Origin of the sequence: Marinibactrum halimedae (assembly GCF_021234875.1) — a bacterium.
Classification (GTDB): domain Bacteria; phylum Pseudomonadota; class Gammaproteobacteria; order Pseudomonadales; family Cellvibrionaceae; genus Marinibactrum; species Marinibactrum halimedae.
Genome location: NZ_JAJQVM010000033.1, coordinates 1 through 17226, shown reverse-complemented (window position 1 = coordinate 17226; position 17226 = coordinate 1). Strand labels below are relative to the sequence as shown.

Below are 17226 nucleotides of genomic sequence, written 5' to 3'. Positions count from 1 at the left end.
GTTACCCTTACTTTACCAACATCAACAAGCAAAAGCCCTCAAAAATTATACGAATAGCTCAAAATAACGCGCTTTACATCTTCATGGGCATCATTATTTTTTGATGCCTTAAAGTCTGCAAAACGGAGTAAGACAACGTGTTTCTTGGCAGGCTTATAAATAATATCGAAATCAATTTCTTCACCAAATTTTTCTCTGCCATTCTCAGAAGCAAAACGGTGATACCGAACATCAAATTTAAACGGTGTTTTGCGCCACTTAAGTTTAATGGATTGGTCATCCAATCCTTGAGCGGGAGCAACGTTTAATACATCTGCCCAACCGTGAAAATCGTGCAAAGTGGCCAGAGGCGTTACGAAAGCCACATTGTTTTTTGAACCCATTCTTTCTCGTCGTGCGCTCAACTCAACCGATTGATACGCAACACCGCCTTCAACGCTGAAATACGATAATGTGGGTTTATCTTCCACGCCGGTACGCCGCTGAAGGGCATTTTCCAGCTCAAACCGATACCGAAATTGATCCGGTTTGATCTTAAATTCATAACGCAGGCCTAACGAGTCATTCGATGTGAAAGGCGCATCTTTATTGTCAATCAAATAGGAGTAAAGCACGAACTTAGAATAATCCCACTCATTAAACTCCGCTCGCAAGAGGTGTGAATCATGTTGATGATCACCCAGCCCTAACGCCGGCCTCATGCCATTTAATGCTTCAAAATTCTCATCACGCCTACTGAGCCGTTCATTGGCCTCATCACCAAAAATACGATTCGCATTCTCTACATAAAAATATTGAAGGTGGGAATTACTGAACACTTTTTTATTTATGGATACAGCATCAAACGTTTGTTGGTTCTGCCAAACACTCACACTGCCCACAAAGCGTTGGTTATCCAGTTCTATCACTTGACGACCGGCTGTTACAGACCAATCTTCATAGGTAAACCGTGCGAAAAGTTGATTGAGATCGGTACCAGATACATCGGGTATTTCCGGTTCACCGTTAAAGCGGACACCATTACTGTGGTGGTTTTGGTATGCAGATTCCACATGGTCGAGCTGCACAAAAGACTCAAACGAATCTGACCAGGAAGATTCTAGAGTTGCACGAAATAAACCGGAAGCGGCCTCTCCTGAATTCCCATTCGTTTCCAGATCGGCTATACGTATACGGGAAGAAAAGCCGACAGAATGTTCTGCTGCACCACTGTTATCAACACCCCCAAAAACAAACGCAACACTCGATATCAAGAGTGCTCTAATCCCAGTCATCCGCATTCCCGTCGTGCAATATGGTCGCTTCTTTTACTTTATCCATTTCTTCATACAGCGCATCTGGCATCGGATTTTGTCTGACGTCCATATATTTCATGCTGGGTAAAGAATAGATATCGATATGCTCCATATTGTTATCAAACATATACACTTTCGTTAATTTTGGCAGCGAGTTGTAGTCAAATACCTCAATTTTATTAGAACTGGCTTTAAACTTCTCTAATTTTGGTAATTGATTGAGAGATAACGCTGTTATTTTGTTATCAAAAATATACAACTCACGCAATTCTGGTAACGATTCTACCGTCAGCGAGGTTATACGATTTCGAGCCAAATTCAATATCTTTAACGCTTTAAAGGGTGTTGCATCAAAATCCGTAATTTTATTTTTATGCAGGGACAGCTTCTCTATGTGAATATAGTGCTCCAAACCCGCCATATTGGTAATGCCTTTATTGTGGCAAACCACTTCTGTAAACGCCTCGGGGGATTGCCAGCCATGCTTAGCTGCCATTTTAGCCAAACAAGCAGCAAGGTTTTCATCTTCCACGAATGATTCCGCCAAAGAAGAAGGCATAAACGCAAACAATAACAAAGTGATAAAATAGCATTTACAGAAACGCACTGTGTTTTTTTTAATCATTGTATTTTTCATACCTGGACTTTATCCCACCCTAGCACCGCTCTAATTTTAACCTTGACAAACTAGCGCTAAATTCGCCTTTCGTCTGGAGAAAATCTGACGCAGATCCCTTTTGCAAGTAACCGATCACTAGGCTCATCAATCGCCGATCCACCCAGTTCTTCTTCTGTCAAAACTAAATATTCAGCATCCGTTACCAAACGCCATGTGGCCTCATCAAGCGGGACTTTATCAATGCTGACACTGTCTAACACCGCAATAGGACGAGTTTCCCCATCTCGCTTAGAAATCGCCCATAGCTGAACACTCCTGTCTTCATCAAGCGCCTCAAGCTCCCACTTTAACCACATGTCTTTGTTTTCTTCTGCCGTCAACGCTGTTAGCAATGCACGTCCAGTATCATCGGTCAGCACCGCAATATAGTCTGTATTCGGGCGTTGGCTTTCTAAAGTGGGGTAAAAGAGAAAAAGCCCAACGACCAAAATAGCGGCTGCAAACGACGTAGGCGCCCATTGCCAAAAACGGGCAAGAAAGCCCTGTTTTTCTGCAGCAACGCCACCTTCTCTCGAAGCATTCACTTTGCCTACGATATTCCCCCATACACTGGGCGCAGGCATACGCATATTATGGGTTTGCAAGCCCATCAACTGTGTTTCCCAAAATAAAACCGATTCCTGAAGAACATCACTCGCCTTCAGTTGCTGCGCGAAGTCGGCTCGCTCTTCCCCTCTTAAGGTTCCAGCGACATACTCGAACGCCAAGGAATCTAGCGATTCATCTCGATCTTGCCTTCCAGACATGTTTTTAACCTTTCAGAACCCCGGCGTAACCAGGATTTTACTGTGTTAGTGTTAGTGTTGTGTTTTTCAGCGATCTCCTCACGTGAAAACCCTTCTAGGTAAGCCAGCTTCACACTCTGCTGTACTTTTTCACTCAACTTGCTCAAGCATTGTTCAATTTGGTGATTCAGCTGCGACGCATACAATGAAAAGTCCGGCGTATCGGTATGAGAGCCTTCTGCCGATTCCAACACATCATTCTCTTCATCGTTTTCCTGTAGATACTTGGCATGGCGCTTTTCCACACTCAACCGATCTAACGCTCGGTATCGAGCAATACTGGTCATCCACGTCAACGCTTTTGCCTTATGGGGACGATAGGTGGATGCATTCTCCCAAATCTGGATAAACGCCTCTTGCAACACCTCATTACTCAACTCGTCTGACTTCAAAATTTTGAAAATCACCGCATTCAAATACCCGCCAACCTTGTCGTACAGCAGCTTCAATGAATGCTGGTCACGCAACGTGCAGCGCGCAATCAAATCTACTAACTCATCATTAGCATCCATAAACGTTGGATTACCTTTTATGTCGATTGTCTTTCACCGACATAGTGAGATGTACGACTATGGCGATGAAAAAGTTGCAAAGATTTTATAAGCATGTGTCATAGCCTCCATCATGCCAGATAACTGTCGTCAAAATCCTTTTTTAGGCCGCTTTAATAAGTGCCTGAGAGTCAATATCTGTACCTTCTTCTAAAGATCTAGAGGCCAATCGCTATGCATTATAAGGTCTTAAAATTGTTTCCACTATTACGGCTTATTCTGAAGTGATCAATAACTCACTTATACTCTCATATCGGGAGTGACAGAAAAAAGAAAAGGCAGCAGCGGGAATGGAGAAGCTTGGACTGGTAAGAATTGGACTGGTAAGAGTTGAACTGGGAAGCATTGAACTGAAAAATTGCGGCAGAGATTAAATGCCGCAATAAAAGTAGTAGGGACATGTCTATTTTAAATGCAATTGAGGAATAAACCGATTTGGCACTCGCTTACAGTATTCTCTATAGAGAGGATCTTGGCTAAGGTGCTTTTCTTCGGTGATCGCCCTTAAATAATAGAGGGTACTTTGCATAACCAACCCCACCATCTGAATAATCGCCAAGCCGAACCCCGTCGTCGAAATATTCAACACAATAATCGGACACATGATGCACCACCACGCAAAATTCTTGGAAGCGTAAGCCGGGTGACGCACCCAAGCATAGGGTCCCGTTCGAATAATGCCCCGGTGAGTTAAGTTAGAAAACCGTACACCAAACATCAAAGTAGAGATCATATACACAACATAACTGAGTACCATCAACACAATGAGAACACTGATAATCATTTGATGATCAAACTGGAAAATCATTTTGTCGGAAGGGACGCTGTAATAGAAACCCTGTATCATTTGAAATGGCGGATAGCAACATAAACACACCAACCACCCAAGCATACTTGGCTCAACAGAGTGGTTTTGATTATCCAACCATCGCATGGAGACCACATAACCACACCACGCTAAGGCAACATCTATGGAAAATATTGCACTGACACTGATATTAAATACATCTTGATTCAGCTGAGCATGAGAATAAAAAGCACCTGTCAATAACTTAGGCACAAGCTGAGTTAAATAATCAATATTCGATACCAAGTGATAAAACTGATCGTTAAAAAAGACCGTCATCAATGGCGCAAAAAAAAGTTTTACCACTAATCCGCGCATCAATACATTATCCTGCTGATTCCACTTTAAGGAAGCCTGAAAAGTCAGGTAATAAACAACATGATGTGCCGCCGACAATGAAATAAAACGAAAACCTTTATCGTTTTTAAACAATTTTAAAAGTAAAAAAAGCAGTAAACCGCATAACTTCACCAACCAAACAGCCAAATCTTTTTGATCACCATGTGGATTATGCTGAAAACTTCGTGTGATCAAAACATAAGGCAAGCCTGCCCAAAGCACCATTTTCCATAGAATTTCTAGAAAGAAAAACCAGACCTGATAGTAGTCTGCTGCGTTTTTGTAACCGTATTCATTCGCGGTATGGTAAAGAGCAATCACGCATTGCAGGAGCAAAAGATACCCGCCCCACAACACGATACTACTGAGAATTAATTGAAAATATTTTTTTTGATACAACAATGGAGATAAGGATAAATATGATTTCCCAGTACGCGAATAAAATTGGACTAATCGCACGATTTCACAGCTGACCATCATCACAATAATAATGAATAATGCGAAAAGGCTGAGTGCATGTCGGCCATTGATTGAAATGCCCCACAGAATTAAGCCTTGCTGGAAAATATTGGTATAACTGTAAACAGCAGCAATAAGAAAAACACTGATTGCACCTATCAACCCCGTGACCCAGGCTCGATCCGTAATCCATCGCTGGCGTTCTTGAACGCTCGTCTTTTTTGGGGGGGTATCTATTTTAGAAACGCCATTGATCGTGTCTTTGTCATGGCTTGGACAGGTTAATAGCATCAATCATTATCCATCAGGCACGCCATTGGGAAAGTTATTAAGCAATGTGAATAGGTAATGTAAAAATCCAAACCTACCTCTTCCTTAATTTAAGAAAGGGGTAGGTTGAATCGAAATACCGACAATATTTAATGCAAGCACATCATCAGTATTTGCATTACGAACAAATCAATGTCAACAAACTGAGTTTAGACAGGGCAATTTGCACTCATGGCTTGAGCCTCATCCACAAAGCACCGACCACACTGCTCAGAGTAAACTGGGTGCGATGCAGGGCAGCTATTTCCTCCTGAAGAGCTGGAACTGCTGGAGCTTGAGGAACCAGAACTGCTTGAACCTGAAGAGCTACTCGAACTCGAACCGGAAGAAGAACTTGAGCTTGAAGAGGAAGAACTCGACGATGAGCTGGATGAGCCTGAACCAGCACCTAAGTCATCCAATAATGAAGGTGAGCCGTTCACCCATGTTCCATCCGTAATTTCCGCAATCCAGTTATCACGAATCACTTGAGTTTCTTCAATGCGCGTATCACCCCAAAAGCCATCTGGACAATTACCAGGGTCACAACGCCATTGATCCTGCTCTCTCCAGTTCGCATTAATCCACGCAAGCCCACGTACAACATCGGCATTTTCATTGACGAACTCAAGCAATTGATCTTTGAAAAATTGATCCCAAATGCCCGCATCGCCCAAGTTTTCTACTCGGCTAGGAGGATTTTCATGTGTGTAGCGATAGCCATCGGTAAAGTCATAGTACTGCGCCGACGCCTCTGCAATCATAACAGGTTTATTTTTTTCTCTAGCGATATTGAGCGTTTCATCAAGATTATCGGCATTAAAATCTTCAGCATAAAAGAAGAAAGAGGCCCCCAGCCAATCTACGTAATCGTCACCAGGATACCAATTCATCATGGTGCCAACCGTGTTATTACCCCAATTTGAAGACTGCCAAACATACGCCATATTAGTTACTCCAGCGTCTCTCATATGATCGACAATATGGCGATAAGCCCTTTTGTACTTTTCTGGGTCATAAGCATTCCATGGCCCATCAAATTCATATCCGATACGTAAAAATATAGGCCGAGGCGCATTATCGAGTGCAAATTGTGCCAGACGATCCAGATTACTATCGTAATCACCATTGACCAACTCAGTCATACCATTAGGTGCTCTTAACCGATTAATACGATCATAATCGATTACCTCCGACATAAATAAACCAATGGCCAATGCAGAATTAGGGTAATTTTCCATCGCCCTTTGCATATTCATTGTGCCAGAGCCGTAATTCCAGCTATCTGTTACGCCTCGAAGATTGTAAGGGTTGGTATAATTGGTAATACCACCGGGCTCTGGGAAGAAACCACTATTGGTGTAGGCTTGAACAGAATCTAAGTCCTGCCCAATAATTAGGAGTTTTTTATCATTTTTCGGTAAAAATTTCCCTTCTACTGCGACAGCATTTAGTGAAGTTGCACCCACAGCACAAGCAATAACCGCTGTCGAGAAAACTCTCATTATTTTTTGCTTTAAATGGGGTGTAGAGTCTAGCAATGACATAGATAACCTCTTCTTAATTATGACTATTATTCGTAGGTTTATAGAGATACAGCGACAATCCAATTCGGTATGCATTTAGAAATCAGCTGATATGAAACCACTTTAAACAAAACAGCCTAAACCAATTTAATATTGATTAACTAAAATACCGATGAGATAGATAAAACATCAAACGCTCCATTTTTAATACGGTCAGTCATCCATGTTTTGAAATTTATATTTATTATTCTTATTTAAGATCGTTTACGTTCTGTATAAAAATACTATTTATGATGTTTATTGACGCCTTGTTAGTACATCTGTAAACGATTACATCATGGTAAAGAATGCATTCTTCTTTTGCAATCTTCAAACTATCAAATACGGTTCACATGAATAAAAGATGAGAACACATCGATATGATATGACAAAGTCATTAGATAATGTCAGAAAAGCTCAAGAATCGAATCCAGTCTTCTGAGAATCACGTATAAATAATCTGTTAAAACAGTAGAGAACCAATGTCATCGAGATGCAATTAACTAAGGTAGGAAATACAACATAACCATAACCTAAATCGGTGATCGCTGGCCCACCAACCACGGCGGCTAACGCAGTTGCACCACCAGGGGGGTGTAAACATCTCAATATGCACATGATAATAATAGACACCATCACAGCCACAGAAGCGCACACCATATTCGCTCCAAATAAAATAAAAGCAGTGACACCCACCATGGCCGAGACTACATTACCCCCCACTAGGGCCCAAACCTTAGACATAGGTGATTGAGGGAGAAAAAATAATATAATCACTGCCGCCCCCATAGAAGGGGCAATGACAGTAAATCCCTTTTCTCCTACCACCACATAAGAAAGAGCGCTAGCCAGAAATAGGGCCAGCCCACACCCTATTCCCGCCATAACGTCTTCAATATAAGAATCCTTTGTTTTACTCATTATTGTCTTGCTAAGTAGGATTCGGCTGAACATATGATATGCCTATATGAATCGTATTTTAAAAGTCCTCATGAGGGCCAAATACTTCGTAGTAAATTTGATTTTCGGGTACCCCTAAAGTTATTAGCTGTTGCTTAGCAAACTGCATAAAAGGAACAGGGCCACACAAATAATAATCGCCTTCAAGAAGGGGTAAAGTTTCTTCCAAAGTGGATAAATCCATCAACCCATGATGACTTCCACTCACATCTACATGATCGCGTTTATACCAGGTATGCACCTCTAAATTGAGAGTTTTGGATAATGTTATAATACGCTTACGAAAAGACTGCTGCTCTAAATTTTCACACGCATGTAAAAACCACACAGGCTGCTGATAAGATTCCGCTGCAAGTGTTTCCGCAATCGACATCATCGGCGTTAAGCCAACACCCGCAGAAATTAAAACAACAGGACGATGATGATTGTTAAAATAAAAATCGCCTGCCGGTGCAAACAGCTCTACCGCTTCACCAAGACGCAGTCCATCGTGCAAATAATTAGAAACAATACCCGGTACTCCCATAATTTCACGCTTAACAGAAATTTGATAACTTTCACCATTTGCGGATGAAGATAACGAATATTGGCGAACTTCATCATATTCCTGGCCAGGTACTTTTACGCGAATACCAATATATTGTCCTGGTTGATAATCTAAAACGGACTTACCATCTTCTGGTTCAAATACAAAACTTTTCACCAATTCAGATTCCATGCGCTTTTCGGTTAAAATAAATCGACGAGGCCCTTCCCATCCACCTTCACCGGCTTGATTTTGCTGATATAAAGCCGACTCTCTATCAATAAACACACCGGCTAAAAACTGGTATGCTTGAGTCCACGCTTCTTCTACCGTAGGCGTAAATGCTTCTCCTGCCAACTCTCGTAAAGTTTCAATTAAATGATGACCTACAATCTGATACTGGGCAGGTTGAATGTTAAAAGAAGTATGTTTATTGGCGATACGTTCAACTGCTTCTTTCAATACCGGTAAATTATCTATATGTTTTGCGTATGCCGCGATAGCATTAAACAAAGCCACTCTTTGCTTACCTGAGTGTTGATGGCTCATGTTAAAAACGTGCTTCAACTCTGGATTCAAACGAAACATACGCTCATAAAAATGTTCCGTAATCGCAGGTCCGACCTGCTCCAATAAAGGTATAGTACTTTTTACTGTTTCAATAACATGAGTGCTTAACATAAAGTATTTCATCTCCTATAAGAAAGTTTTAAATTACTGATATATGTATTGTAAAGATTGAATTATTCAAAAAAGATCGATATAAAAATTCTAAATACAGCTTTACAATCTTTTTATTTATAAAATAACTTCACCCAAGCCATGACGTCCAATACAGCGCAATAGGTAACCGATCTTAATCATGGTTACCGCCAGTAAAGTCACTATATGGCTCACCACTTGTATCGCTAAATTTGGGAAATACTCTGGAAACAGATACGTAACCGTGACAGTAAAAACCGTGATCAATAAAGACACCAACATAATCCAGTTTCCACCACTAAGTACTTTTCGAAATACATTTGCTTTTACTGTAGGGGTCAATTGCTGCTGTTTGTGAGCCACGTCAGTCTGATGACGTGCTTTCTCATGTTCTTCCGGTAACTCAAAGCCAAATACACTATTAAAAGGTACTATCGCAGCTATAACTCTCTCCTATTGGTGATCCTCGAAGAATGACTTGAGATCAGGGCCCAACCGAATCCTCATCAAGGCCCAGCCTCACACTTATTAAATACATAGCTAGCGGCATGCCAAACTTTATTTTTATATAAAAATCAATTACTTACAGTTATTTATCTTATTTTCACCTTTCCATTAAGGTTAAATTGACCTAAAATAGAAAAGGTTAAAAAGACCTATAAATATCATATTGACTCATTCGCTATGTCTGAAATTTCCTCCAATGCACTGATCGAGCTCGCTCTTGACTTAACCAACAACCTCACAGCTTCAGACCGTTTTGCTAGACTATTAAGCCGCGTTCGCTCAACAATCACCTGTGATGCAGTGGTACTACTCAAAAAAAGTGCAGACATGCTTATTCCTCTTGCACAAGAGGGGCTAAAAAAAGATCTGATGGGTAGGCGTTTTATCATTCAGGAACACCCTCGTTTTTCAGAAATTTGCGCTTCCTTTCAACCTATACGCTTCCCTAACGACAGCCCTCTACCTGACCCCTATGATGGAATGCTTTTGGCGCTCGACGGTGACCTCCCCATTCATGCTTGCATGGGATTACCTTTGTTTGCCGATGAGCAACTAATCGGCGTTTTAACCTTAGACAGCATGACGGCTAACAGCTTTCAGGGTATTACTGAACGAACGCTCACCGTCATTTCCGCGATGTCTTCTGCGGCACTAAAAACGGCTTTTTTATTAGACCAATTAGAAGCGCTGTCTTCCCATACTCAACAAGTGGTTACAGAGCTGACACAAGAGGCGCTTACGAAAGATGGCGGTGAAATTATTGGCAAAAGCCCATCTATGGAAAAGCTCAACGACGACATTCATTTAGTCGCTCAATCGGATTTTACGGTCTTGATTGAAGGGGAAACTGGTGTAGGTAAAGAATTGGTCGCACGAAATTTACATCAACAATCCCTACGCAGAGATGGGCCTCTCGTTTATGTAAATTGTGCTGCTCTACCAGAGAGCTTAGTAGAAAGTGAATTATTTGGTCACATCAAAGGCGCCTTTACCGGTGCAGATCGAACCCGTAAAGGAAAATTCAGTTTAGCTGATATGGGCACAATCTTTCTTGATGAAATTGGAGAAATTCCGCTAAGCATTCAAAGTAAATTACTAAGAGTTTTACAAAATAAAGAAATTCAAATTGTCGGTGAAGACGCCACTGTGTACGTTGATGTTCGTGTGATTGCCGCAACAAATCGCAATCTTGAAGCGGAAGTGGAGGCAGGACGTTTTCGTGCAGATTTATTTCATCGCCTTACTGTATACCCTATTAAAGTACCGCCATTACGCGAGCGGCGAGATGATATAACGCTATTGGCAGGATACTTTTGCGAACAATTACGACGTAAACTGGGCTTACAACAACTTACCCTTTCTTCTTCTACGGTAAAGTTATTGCAAACCTACCATTGGCCAGGCAACATTCGTGAATTAGAACATGTGATTAGCCGTGCCGCTTTGCGAGCACAAAGTACACATCATTCGGTTGTTAAAATTCTTCCGAAACATATTGAACAACTACTGGATCGCCCTACCCCTATGGTTCGCTCGATAGAATCGACAAATGAATCTTCGGATTACCCGATCAGTGATAACATAGACTTGAAAAAAGCCACCCAAGACTTTCAACGAAATCTTATTCTAAAAATCTTACATGAAGAAAAAAGTAACTGGTCGGCTACCGCCCGCAAACTGAATTGTGATCGGTCAAATTTAATTCGTACGGCCAAACGACTGGGTATCTCCGTTGTAAAAAATATTGAAAAAAACCATTTCTAATCATTTTATCCACAATATTTTATAAGCTCTCCTAAGCAATATCTACCTTTGTTGTTGAGCTTGAAAAACTAAAACAAAAGCGCGAGCACACAGGTACAAGACCACACCGTTTAATAAATGCCACAAAAAGTGAGTCCCCAATGGAAAAACACCACAAATACTGTCATCAATCGTTCGAAATGTAAGAGATAGAGCAAACACGGCTCCGGCTGCAAGCAATAAAAAAGACTCTGGCAGTTTCTTTAAGAAGTGATACACACCAAGCCCAAGTAAATACAACAAAGGTGGCAAATAACCCTCCGAACCGTTCATATCTAACTTTAATACACCAATACCAACTCCACATAGAAAAAAACTGACTATAAATAACCCCACTTGCCATCCATTCCACTTCATAACGTAATAACTGTATACGGCTAAAAACCAAAGCTGAAATAAGGCAATCGGTGTACTATCAGCAAAGAGTGCCCACTGTGTAGCAAAGGTATGGAATGCACTACTGCCTAATGCTATGGCAAATAGTAAGACTTCCAACCCTCGTGTAGCGATATGCTCAGTATGAGTGTGAGAAATCAATCGATGTAGGCACCATGCCGCAATGAAAAAAGAAAGATTGCTGACCGCATTGAAAGGCTCTGCCCATAAGCCTGCCCCTAACCTCTCACAATATAAATCGATCATTTTTCCTCCAGTTTCTATTGCTGAATCATCGTATAAAATGACACCACGATTTGAAGAGCTTACTCATCATACTTTATGTTAATTTTTGATATTTTCATCTTTTTTACACTCGACTCGTTTACCATTGGCGCTTAACCTATCCTTTTGATTATTTGATTCACTAATGAAAGGAACTGAAATAATGGGTATTTGGAATAAAGTTAAAGCCGTGAAAAATATGATGACCGGTGGAGGTGCAAAAGTATCTATCGTATCTGAACAAGAAACCTTACGCCTTGGTGAGCCGTTTACACTTACCGTTCGTGTTGAAGTCGCCGATAATGATATAAATATCGATAAAGCCTACTTATTAATACGTTCTGTTGAGCGTATTGAGGCCGAAGGTATTGAAATTGAGTATGAAGATGGTGAACGAGAGGTTGAGCACGAAATCGTTCGTAAATCCACTGAGACTTTTAATGCCGACTTTGAAATAACCGGGGAACAGACGTTGAGTGCAAATGAAGTCTATGAATGGTCAACCGAAATCACTCTTCCAGTCGAATTAAATGGTTCTTATCAGGGAAAATACGCATGGCATACCTATACCATGTTTGCAGGTTTGGATGCCCTTGGTAATGACCCTGACTCAGGGTGGATTTCCTTTGAGATTTATTAATCTTTTTCCATACACCGAATGTATATCATTTGGTGTATTAATTTTCTCTTATTCAATTACCTCTCGTCTAATCATTCATTAAACGAGCTAATTACCTCTCCCATACACTTGACTATGAATTGGAGAATGCATGTTTATTCGAAACTATTTCTCACAAATCAGTAAAACCGTTTTTTTCTCTTCCTCTATAAAAAATCAATACGTAATAAATTTCATTATATTAAAAATCATTCTATTTACGATCACAGCATGTAATAGCGACAGCAATGTTTATCAACATCAATATAAAAGCGGAAATTTTCAATCGGCCCAAGAAACGATAGTTCAGTTAATAGAACTCGATGGCCCACTCAAAAGTAAACACTCAGAATTATCCGATATGACATGGTGTGGAGACGATTTAATTCTACTTCCACAATACCCTTCTTTTACAGAAGGAAGAAAAACAGGAGACGGTTTTTTATATCGAATTCCTAAGAAAAATATTTTAACGTACCTGAATCAAATCGAAGCAGGAACAACACCGTCTCCGATTCAACCAGAGCCTATCGCTTTTCATCCCGGAAATCTGGAGGATAACCTTAAAGAATATAATGGATACGAGGCCATTATTTGTGGCCAACCATCTGTAAAAGATATCTATCTGGCCATTGAAACCGACCCTTTTGACAATGCTTCCCCTACTTATATTGTTCATGGTCATTGGAAGGGTGATCAACGAATCATGATAGATCAAAAACCCATAGCTCGAATAGAATCTCATTCACATAGAAATAATATTGGTAATGAAGCCCTTGCATGGGTTGAAAATGGTTTACTGAGTTTTCATGAACTGAACGACAAAGATTATTTAGAATCTGAACCTGTTGCCATATGGTTGTCAGCTAACGGAAAACTGTCTAAAAAAATTCCAATGCCACACCTTCCTTATCGATTAACCGGTGTTACAACATTAGATAAATCACAGCGGTTTTGGGGAGTCAATTATCGATACGAAGGCGATAGTATGGTAGCTAAACGAACTGACCCAATATGGGAACAATACGGCCAAGCTCCAAGCCATATTCATGAGGATAACGTAGAACGTCTAGTGGAATTTGTTTACATCGACGGGGAAATAAAAAGAAGCGATACGCCACCTATCCAACTCAGTTTGACACAAGAGAAAGGCCGAAATTGGGAGGGAATAGCTCGTCTGAATGATTTAGGTTTTTTGTTGGTAACGGATAAATTTCCGGGTACTTATTTTGGGTTTGTTAAGAAAAACATTTCCAAACAATAAAAAATTATTTTTTATACAAAAAAGGCCGCTATAAAATAGCAGCCTTTTTTATTTTGGATTTCGACTAACTGTTAGAAATTAGCACGTAAACCAAGGGTGTATCGCGGTTCCTGATTATTCTCATACAAGAACTGATCTGAGTAACGACCTCGCTGAACTTGATCTTCACCTGTAAGATTTAAGACTTCAAAACTTACAGCGAAGTTATCCGTAATGTCATAGGAAGCACTTAAATCAATTTGTAAATATTCATCAAAGTATACCGGTTCGCCTGTACGACGTAATTGGTTATCAGCAAAAAGAAATTCATCACGCCAATTAGCTGCAATCCGTGTTGAAAATCTCTCATTTTCATAAAAACCAACTAAATTCCAAGAGTCACTCAAACCAAGTAATACGGCCTGAAATTCAAAGTTATCAACATCATATTCAGCATCTGATTCTACAATAGTATAGTTGGCCTGCATACCAAAACCAGACTCACCAAAAATATGCTGTACTGCTAACTCAAAGCCATCCACCTCTCTTTCTTCGGCATTAAGTAGGCGTGACACTTCAAAAATTGCCTCTGGATCACCCGGCTCACTTTGGACTGCTATGGCATCACCATCTGGACCTACGGGTACATAACGACCTCTTGGATCTAATAATGGTGTTCCTTGATCACTCAACAATGTATCCAGTTCTGTAGAAGTCGTTATATAATCATCTACTTGTTTATAAAAATAAGTAATTGATAGATAAGAACTGTCGTTATAGTACCACTCATAAGCTAAATCAAAGTTATCAGAACTATAAGGCTTAAGATCTGGATTACCACTTGACGCAGTAGCAACACCTGGGCGGAAATCACTGATATTCGTTGTTGGACGCAACCCATTTAAATCAGGGCGAGCAATACTCTGTCCATATGAAAAACGAGCTACGTGATCTTCCATTGGCTCAATTTGAAAGTCAACAGCTGGAAGAAATACTGAGTAATCACTTTCTACCTCATAAAATACCGGAGTAGCTCCATCGGCATTAACAGCTGACCCCTCTGTATCAGAAGAAATAAGGAGATAAGACGGAAAAGTTTCAAATGCAGAACCAGTAACATCTGTAGTTTCATAACGAGCACCAGCTGAAAGCCTTGCAGGTAAACCTGCTATTTCAAAATCAGTATTCATATTGAAATAAAACGCTAAAGATTCCTCATTTGCACCAAAGAAATCAGGAGGGCTCCCCGCTAATAAATCACTATCTTGGGTTGGAAACTGACTTTGTACCAAGCCTTGTATATTCCAAGTTGTAACACTTTGAAATCCACTTGGAGCATCTAAATTTCTCGGTTCGTTGATAAATTCAGCGCAGCTAGGGCATGGCGCTAAGCCTTGGAAGAAAAAGCCTGTATCGGTAGCTAAAGTGTTAACCTCGTAATCTGTATACGAAACTCCTGCATTTAACTGGATACCATCGAAATCCCAGTCAATGTCTAGTTGGTATTGATCAACATTATTTTCTATCGCAATGTTTCTCAAATATGTTCCTAAAGGTGAGAAACCATCTGGATCCTGAAAATTATCGATATTTGGAAGACGCTCACCTTCTACATCAGAGTTACGAAAGGAGCCGCTATCATCAACTTCAACAGAAACCCCGTTACCCGAATAATCAAGATCAACAACCTGACCAACTGGCCCCTGTATCAAATAGAGACGATCATTTAATTCTCCACCAGGCTGACTCTCAGCTGAAGAACTATGCGCATCAAAACTAAGCGTTAATGTATCAGTCAAGTCCCACTGGACATTAAAACCAACAGATTCATTTTCTACTTTCAACTCGTTTATATAAGCTAACGAATCAACAGCTGATAACGAACGAGTAACCGAATCTAAAGTGAAGTTCTGTGTCAAGCGAGTATTTGTAACTGAATCTGGACCCGGCACCCCAAAAAAGCCAGTTTGCCAACGTTGCTGAGACCGCTCAAAATCGGACATTACATAATCAAGTGTAATCTCAACATTATCCACCGGCGCAAATTGTGCGACGAACTGAGCATTTAATCGCTCACGCTGATTATGTTGTATTTCAGATATATTTGTTACTGGTCTGTATACCCACGGAGCATCATTACACTCTGAGCTAGCATCACCACACCAGAATGCATATGGAGAATCAGTATCATCTCTTAAATCTCTTGTCCATCCATCTGTATGAGTAGAATATTCACTTGAATGGCGCTCTGAAAATGAAAAGTTGGCTAATAAACCAACTTTACCATCAGCTAATAAGGTAGAAAAAAGACCTCCAAATTCTGGTGTAACATCATCCCCCTCCACAACTGAGGTATCATGTATAGCCGCGACATTGGCAATAACCTTGGTTCCATCATAATCGAAAGGGCGTGCAGTCTTAATATTAACAGTTGCACCCATACCGCCTGTTGGTAAATCGGCACGAGCTGTTTTGTAAACTTCTACACCAGAAACAGATTCAGAGGCAATTTGGGCAAAATTAAAAGCTCGGCTCTGCGTTCCTGAACTAATACTTTCTTGTTCTGGAGAAGAGGCAGCAGGCATTTGACGACCGTTTAATGTCACCATATTAAAGTTAGGGCCTAAACCACGAACGGTAATCTGGTTACCCTCGCCATTTTGGCGATCAATAGAGACACCTGTAATACGCTGAAGAGATTCAGCTAGGTTTGCATCGGGGAATTTACCAATATCTTCTGCTGAAATTGCATCTACAACACCAGCTGAATCTCTCTTAATATCCATTGCTCTATCAAGAGAGCCTCGGATACCGGTTACAACAACCTCTTCAAGCATTTCACTTTGCGAATATGCGGGAACGGAAGTAATTCCAGCAAGAGCGGCAGTTATTGAAGAAGCAAGAATAGTGCGTTTAAGATAAGAATTGCGAATGACCATCTTTAAATTACTCCTGTTTTTTTATTATGTACACAAGGGAGTCTGCTACTTACCTACCCTTTTGTAAAACCAAATTTAGGATTTATGAGTATAGGCAAATAAACAATTGTAGTGTAAACAAGTGTAATCGTTTACATATACTGTGTAAACAATGGTCTGATTGTAAAATTAAATAGTGCTAAGCGTTAATACCAATGTCTCAGGAATCAAAAGCCTACTTATGGCTAGATCTATTAATTTTTTACTATTTAAAACTAAAAAGCCCTCTGGACCAAAGATCCAGAGGGCTAGTATTAGAAGCTTGACGATGTCCTACTCTCACATGGGGAAACCCCACACTACCATCGGCGATGCGTCGTTTCACTTCTGAGTTCGGGATGGGTTCAGGTGGTTCCAACG

At 40.5% G+C, this 17226-nt stretch carries 14 protein-coding genes and 1 rRNA gene; 3 read left to right on the top strand and 12 right to left on the bottom strand.

Translation table 11 applies throughout. From position 1 onward, the window contains the following. Nucleotides 1-38: 38 nt before the first annotated feature. From LU351_RS16760 to LU351_RS16720, 9 genes are all read right to left on the bottom strand, one after another. Nucleotides 39-1274, bottom strand: a complete 1236-nt coding sequence (locus LU351_RS16760; RefSeq protein ID WP_232595243.1) for an alginate export family protein — start codon at nucleotides 1272-1274, stop codon at nucleotides 39-41. Beyond that, nucleotides 1261-1932 (bottom strand): leucine-rich repeat domain-containing protein, encoded by a 672-nt coding sequence (locus LU351_RS16755; RefSeq protein WP_232595242.1) that lies wholly within the window; start codon nucleotides 1930-1932, stop codon nucleotides 1261-1263. The genes LU351_RS16760 and LU351_RS16755 overlap by 14 nt, the downstream gene beginning before the upstream one ends. Before the next feature lie 56 nt (nucleotides 1933-1988). Next, a complete protein-coding gene (locus tag LU351_RS16750) occupies nucleotides 1989-2720 on the bottom strand; it encodes an anti-sigma factor (RefSeq protein WP_232595241.1) in 732 nt (243 codons plus the stop codon). Further along, entirely contained in the window at nucleotides 2687-3271 is a 585-nt protein-coding gene (locus LU351_RS16745) for an RNA polymerase sigma factor (RefSeq protein ID WP_232595240.1), read from the bottom strand. Before LU351_RS16745 ends, LU351_RS16750 begins: the two co-directional genes overlap by 34 nt. 442 nt (nucleotides 3272-3713) lie before the next feature. Beyond that, nucleotides 3714-5246 carry a methyltransferase family protein gene (locus LU351_RS16740; RefSeq protein ID WP_232595239.1) on the bottom strand — a complete coding sequence of 511 codons (1533 nt, stop codon included), beginning with the start codon at nucleotides 5244-5246 and terminating at the stop codon, nucleotides 3714-3716. Between the two features lie 188 nt (nucleotides 5247-5434). Beyond that, nucleotides 5435-6811 (bottom strand): glycoside hydrolase family 26 protein, encoded by a 1377-nt coding sequence (locus LU351_RS16735; RefSeq protein WP_232595238.1) that lies wholly within the window; start codon nucleotides 6809-6811, stop codon nucleotides 5435-5437. A gap of 435 nt (nucleotides 6812-7246) precedes the next feature. Continuing rightward, nucleotides 7247-7750: an HPP family protein gene (locus LU351_RS16730; RefSeq protein ID WP_232595237.1), complete on the bottom strand. Its 504-nt coding sequence runs from the start codon at nucleotides 7748-7750 to the stop codon at nucleotides 7247-7249. A gap of 58 nt (nucleotides 7751-7808) precedes the next feature. Then, a complete protein-coding gene (hmpA, locus tag LU351_RS16725) occupies nucleotides 7809-8996 on the bottom strand; it encodes an NO-inducible flavohemoprotein (protein ID WP_232595236.1) in 1188 nt (395 codons plus the stop codon). 117 nt (nucleotides 8997-9113) lie between these two features. Then, nucleotides 9114-9380 carry a hypothetical protein gene (locus LU351_RS16720; protein ID WP_232595235.1) on the bottom strand — a complete coding sequence of 89 codons (267 nt, stop codon included), beginning with the start codon at nucleotides 9378-9380 and terminating at the stop codon, nucleotides 9114-9116. Nucleotides 9381-9701: 321 nt separating this feature from the next. Here LU351_RS16720 and norR point away from each other — a divergent pair, with 321 nt between their 5' ends. After that, nucleotides 9702-11288, top strand: a complete 1587-nt coding sequence (norR, locus tag LU351_RS16715; RefSeq protein ID WP_232595234.1) for a nitric oxide reductase transcriptional regulator NorR — start codon at nucleotides 9702-9704, stop codon at nucleotides 11286-11288. Nucleotides 11289-11330: 42 nt separating this feature from the next. On the opposite strand, the gene LU351_RS16710 is transcribed toward norR, so the two are convergent. Beyond that, nucleotides 11331-11969: a hypothetical protein gene (locus LU351_RS16710; RefSeq protein WP_232595233.1), complete on the bottom strand. Its 639-nt coding sequence runs from the start codon at nucleotides 11967-11969 to the stop codon at nucleotides 11331-11333. 181 nt (nucleotides 11970-12150) lie between these two features. On the opposite strand from LU351_RS16710, the gene LU351_RS16705 reads away from it, so the two are divergent. Both LU351_RS16705 and LU351_RS16700 read left to right on the top strand, forming a co-directional pair. Beyond that, nucleotides 12151-12627 (top strand): sporulation protein, encoded by a 477-nt coding sequence (locus tag LU351_RS16705; protein ID WP_232595232.1) that lies wholly within the window; start codon nucleotides 12151-12153, stop codon nucleotides 12625-12627. Nucleotides 12628-12757: 130 nt separating this feature from the next. Further along, the gene (locus LU351_RS16700; RefSeq protein WP_232595231.1) at nucleotides 12758-13909 is read left to right on the top strand and encodes a hypothetical protein; all 1152 of its coding nucleotides are present in this window, start codon (nucleotides 12758-12760) and stop codon (nucleotides 13907-13909) included. A 71-nt stretch (nucleotides 13910-13980) separates the two neighbouring features. Here the strand turns inward: LU351_RS16700 and LU351_RS16695 are convergent, their stop codons facing one another. Then, a complete protein-coding gene (locus LU351_RS16695) occupies nucleotides 13981-16827 on the bottom strand; it encodes a TonB-dependent receptor (protein ID WP_232595230.1) in 2847 nt (948 codons plus the stop codon). Between the two features lie 299 nt (nucleotides 16828-17126). After that, nucleotides 17127-17226: ribosomal RNA gene (gene rrf / locus LU351_RS16690) — 5S ribosomal RNA — on the bottom strand; the annotation flags it as partial.

Bases quoted from the DNA above. Each gene is read 5' to 3' on its own strand.
- LU351_RS16760 (WP_232595243.1), bottom strand. From the start codon at position 1,274: ATGACTGGGATTAGAGCACTCTTGATATCGAGTGTTGCGTTTGTTTTT.
- LU351_RS16755 (WP_232595242.1), bottom strand. From the start codon at position 1,932: ATGAAAAATACAATGATTAAAAAAAACACAGTGCGTTTCTGTAAATGC.
- LU351_RS16750 (WP_232595241.1), bottom strand. From the start codon at position 2,720: ATGTCTGGAAGGCAAGATCGAGATGAATCGCTAGATTCCTTGGCGTTC.
- LU351_RS16745 (WP_232595240.1), bottom strand. From the start codon at position 3,271: ATGGATGCTAATGATGAGTTAGTAGATTTGATTGCGCGCTGCACGTTG.
- LU351_RS16740 (WP_232595239.1), bottom strand. From the start codon at position 5,246: ATGCTATTAACCTGTCCAAGCCATGACAAAGACACGATCAATGGCGTT.
- LU351_RS16735 (WP_232595238.1), bottom strand. From the start codon at position 6,811: ATGTCATTGCTAGACTCTACACCCCATTTAAAGCAAAAAATAATGAGA.
- LU351_RS16730 (WP_232595237.1), bottom strand. From the start codon at position 7,750: ATGAGTAAAACAAAGGATTCTTATATTGAAGACGTTATGGCGGGAATA.
- hmpA (WP_232595236.1), bottom strand. From the start codon at position 8,996: ATGTTAAGCACTCATGTTATTGAAACAGTAAAAAGTACTATACCTTTA.
- norR (WP_232595234.1), top strand. From the start codon at position 9,702: ATGTCTGAAATTTCCTCCAATGCACTGATCGAGCTCGCTCTTGACTTA.
- LU351_RS16710 (WP_232595233.1), bottom strand. From the start codon at position 11,969: ATGATCGATTTATATTGTGAGAGGTTAGGGGCAGGCTTATGGGCAGAG.
- LU351_RS16705 (WP_232595232.1), top strand. From the start codon at position 12,151: ATGGGTATTTGGAATAAAGTTAAAGCCGTGAAAAATATGATGACCGGT.
- LU351_RS16700 (WP_232595231.1), top strand. From the start codon at position 12,758: ATGTTTATTCGAAACTATTTCTCACAAATCAGTAAAACCGTTTTTTTC.
- LU351_RS16695 (WP_232595230.1), bottom strand. From the start codon at position 16,827: ATGGTCATTCGCAATTCTTATCTTAAACGCACTATTCTTGCTTCTTCA.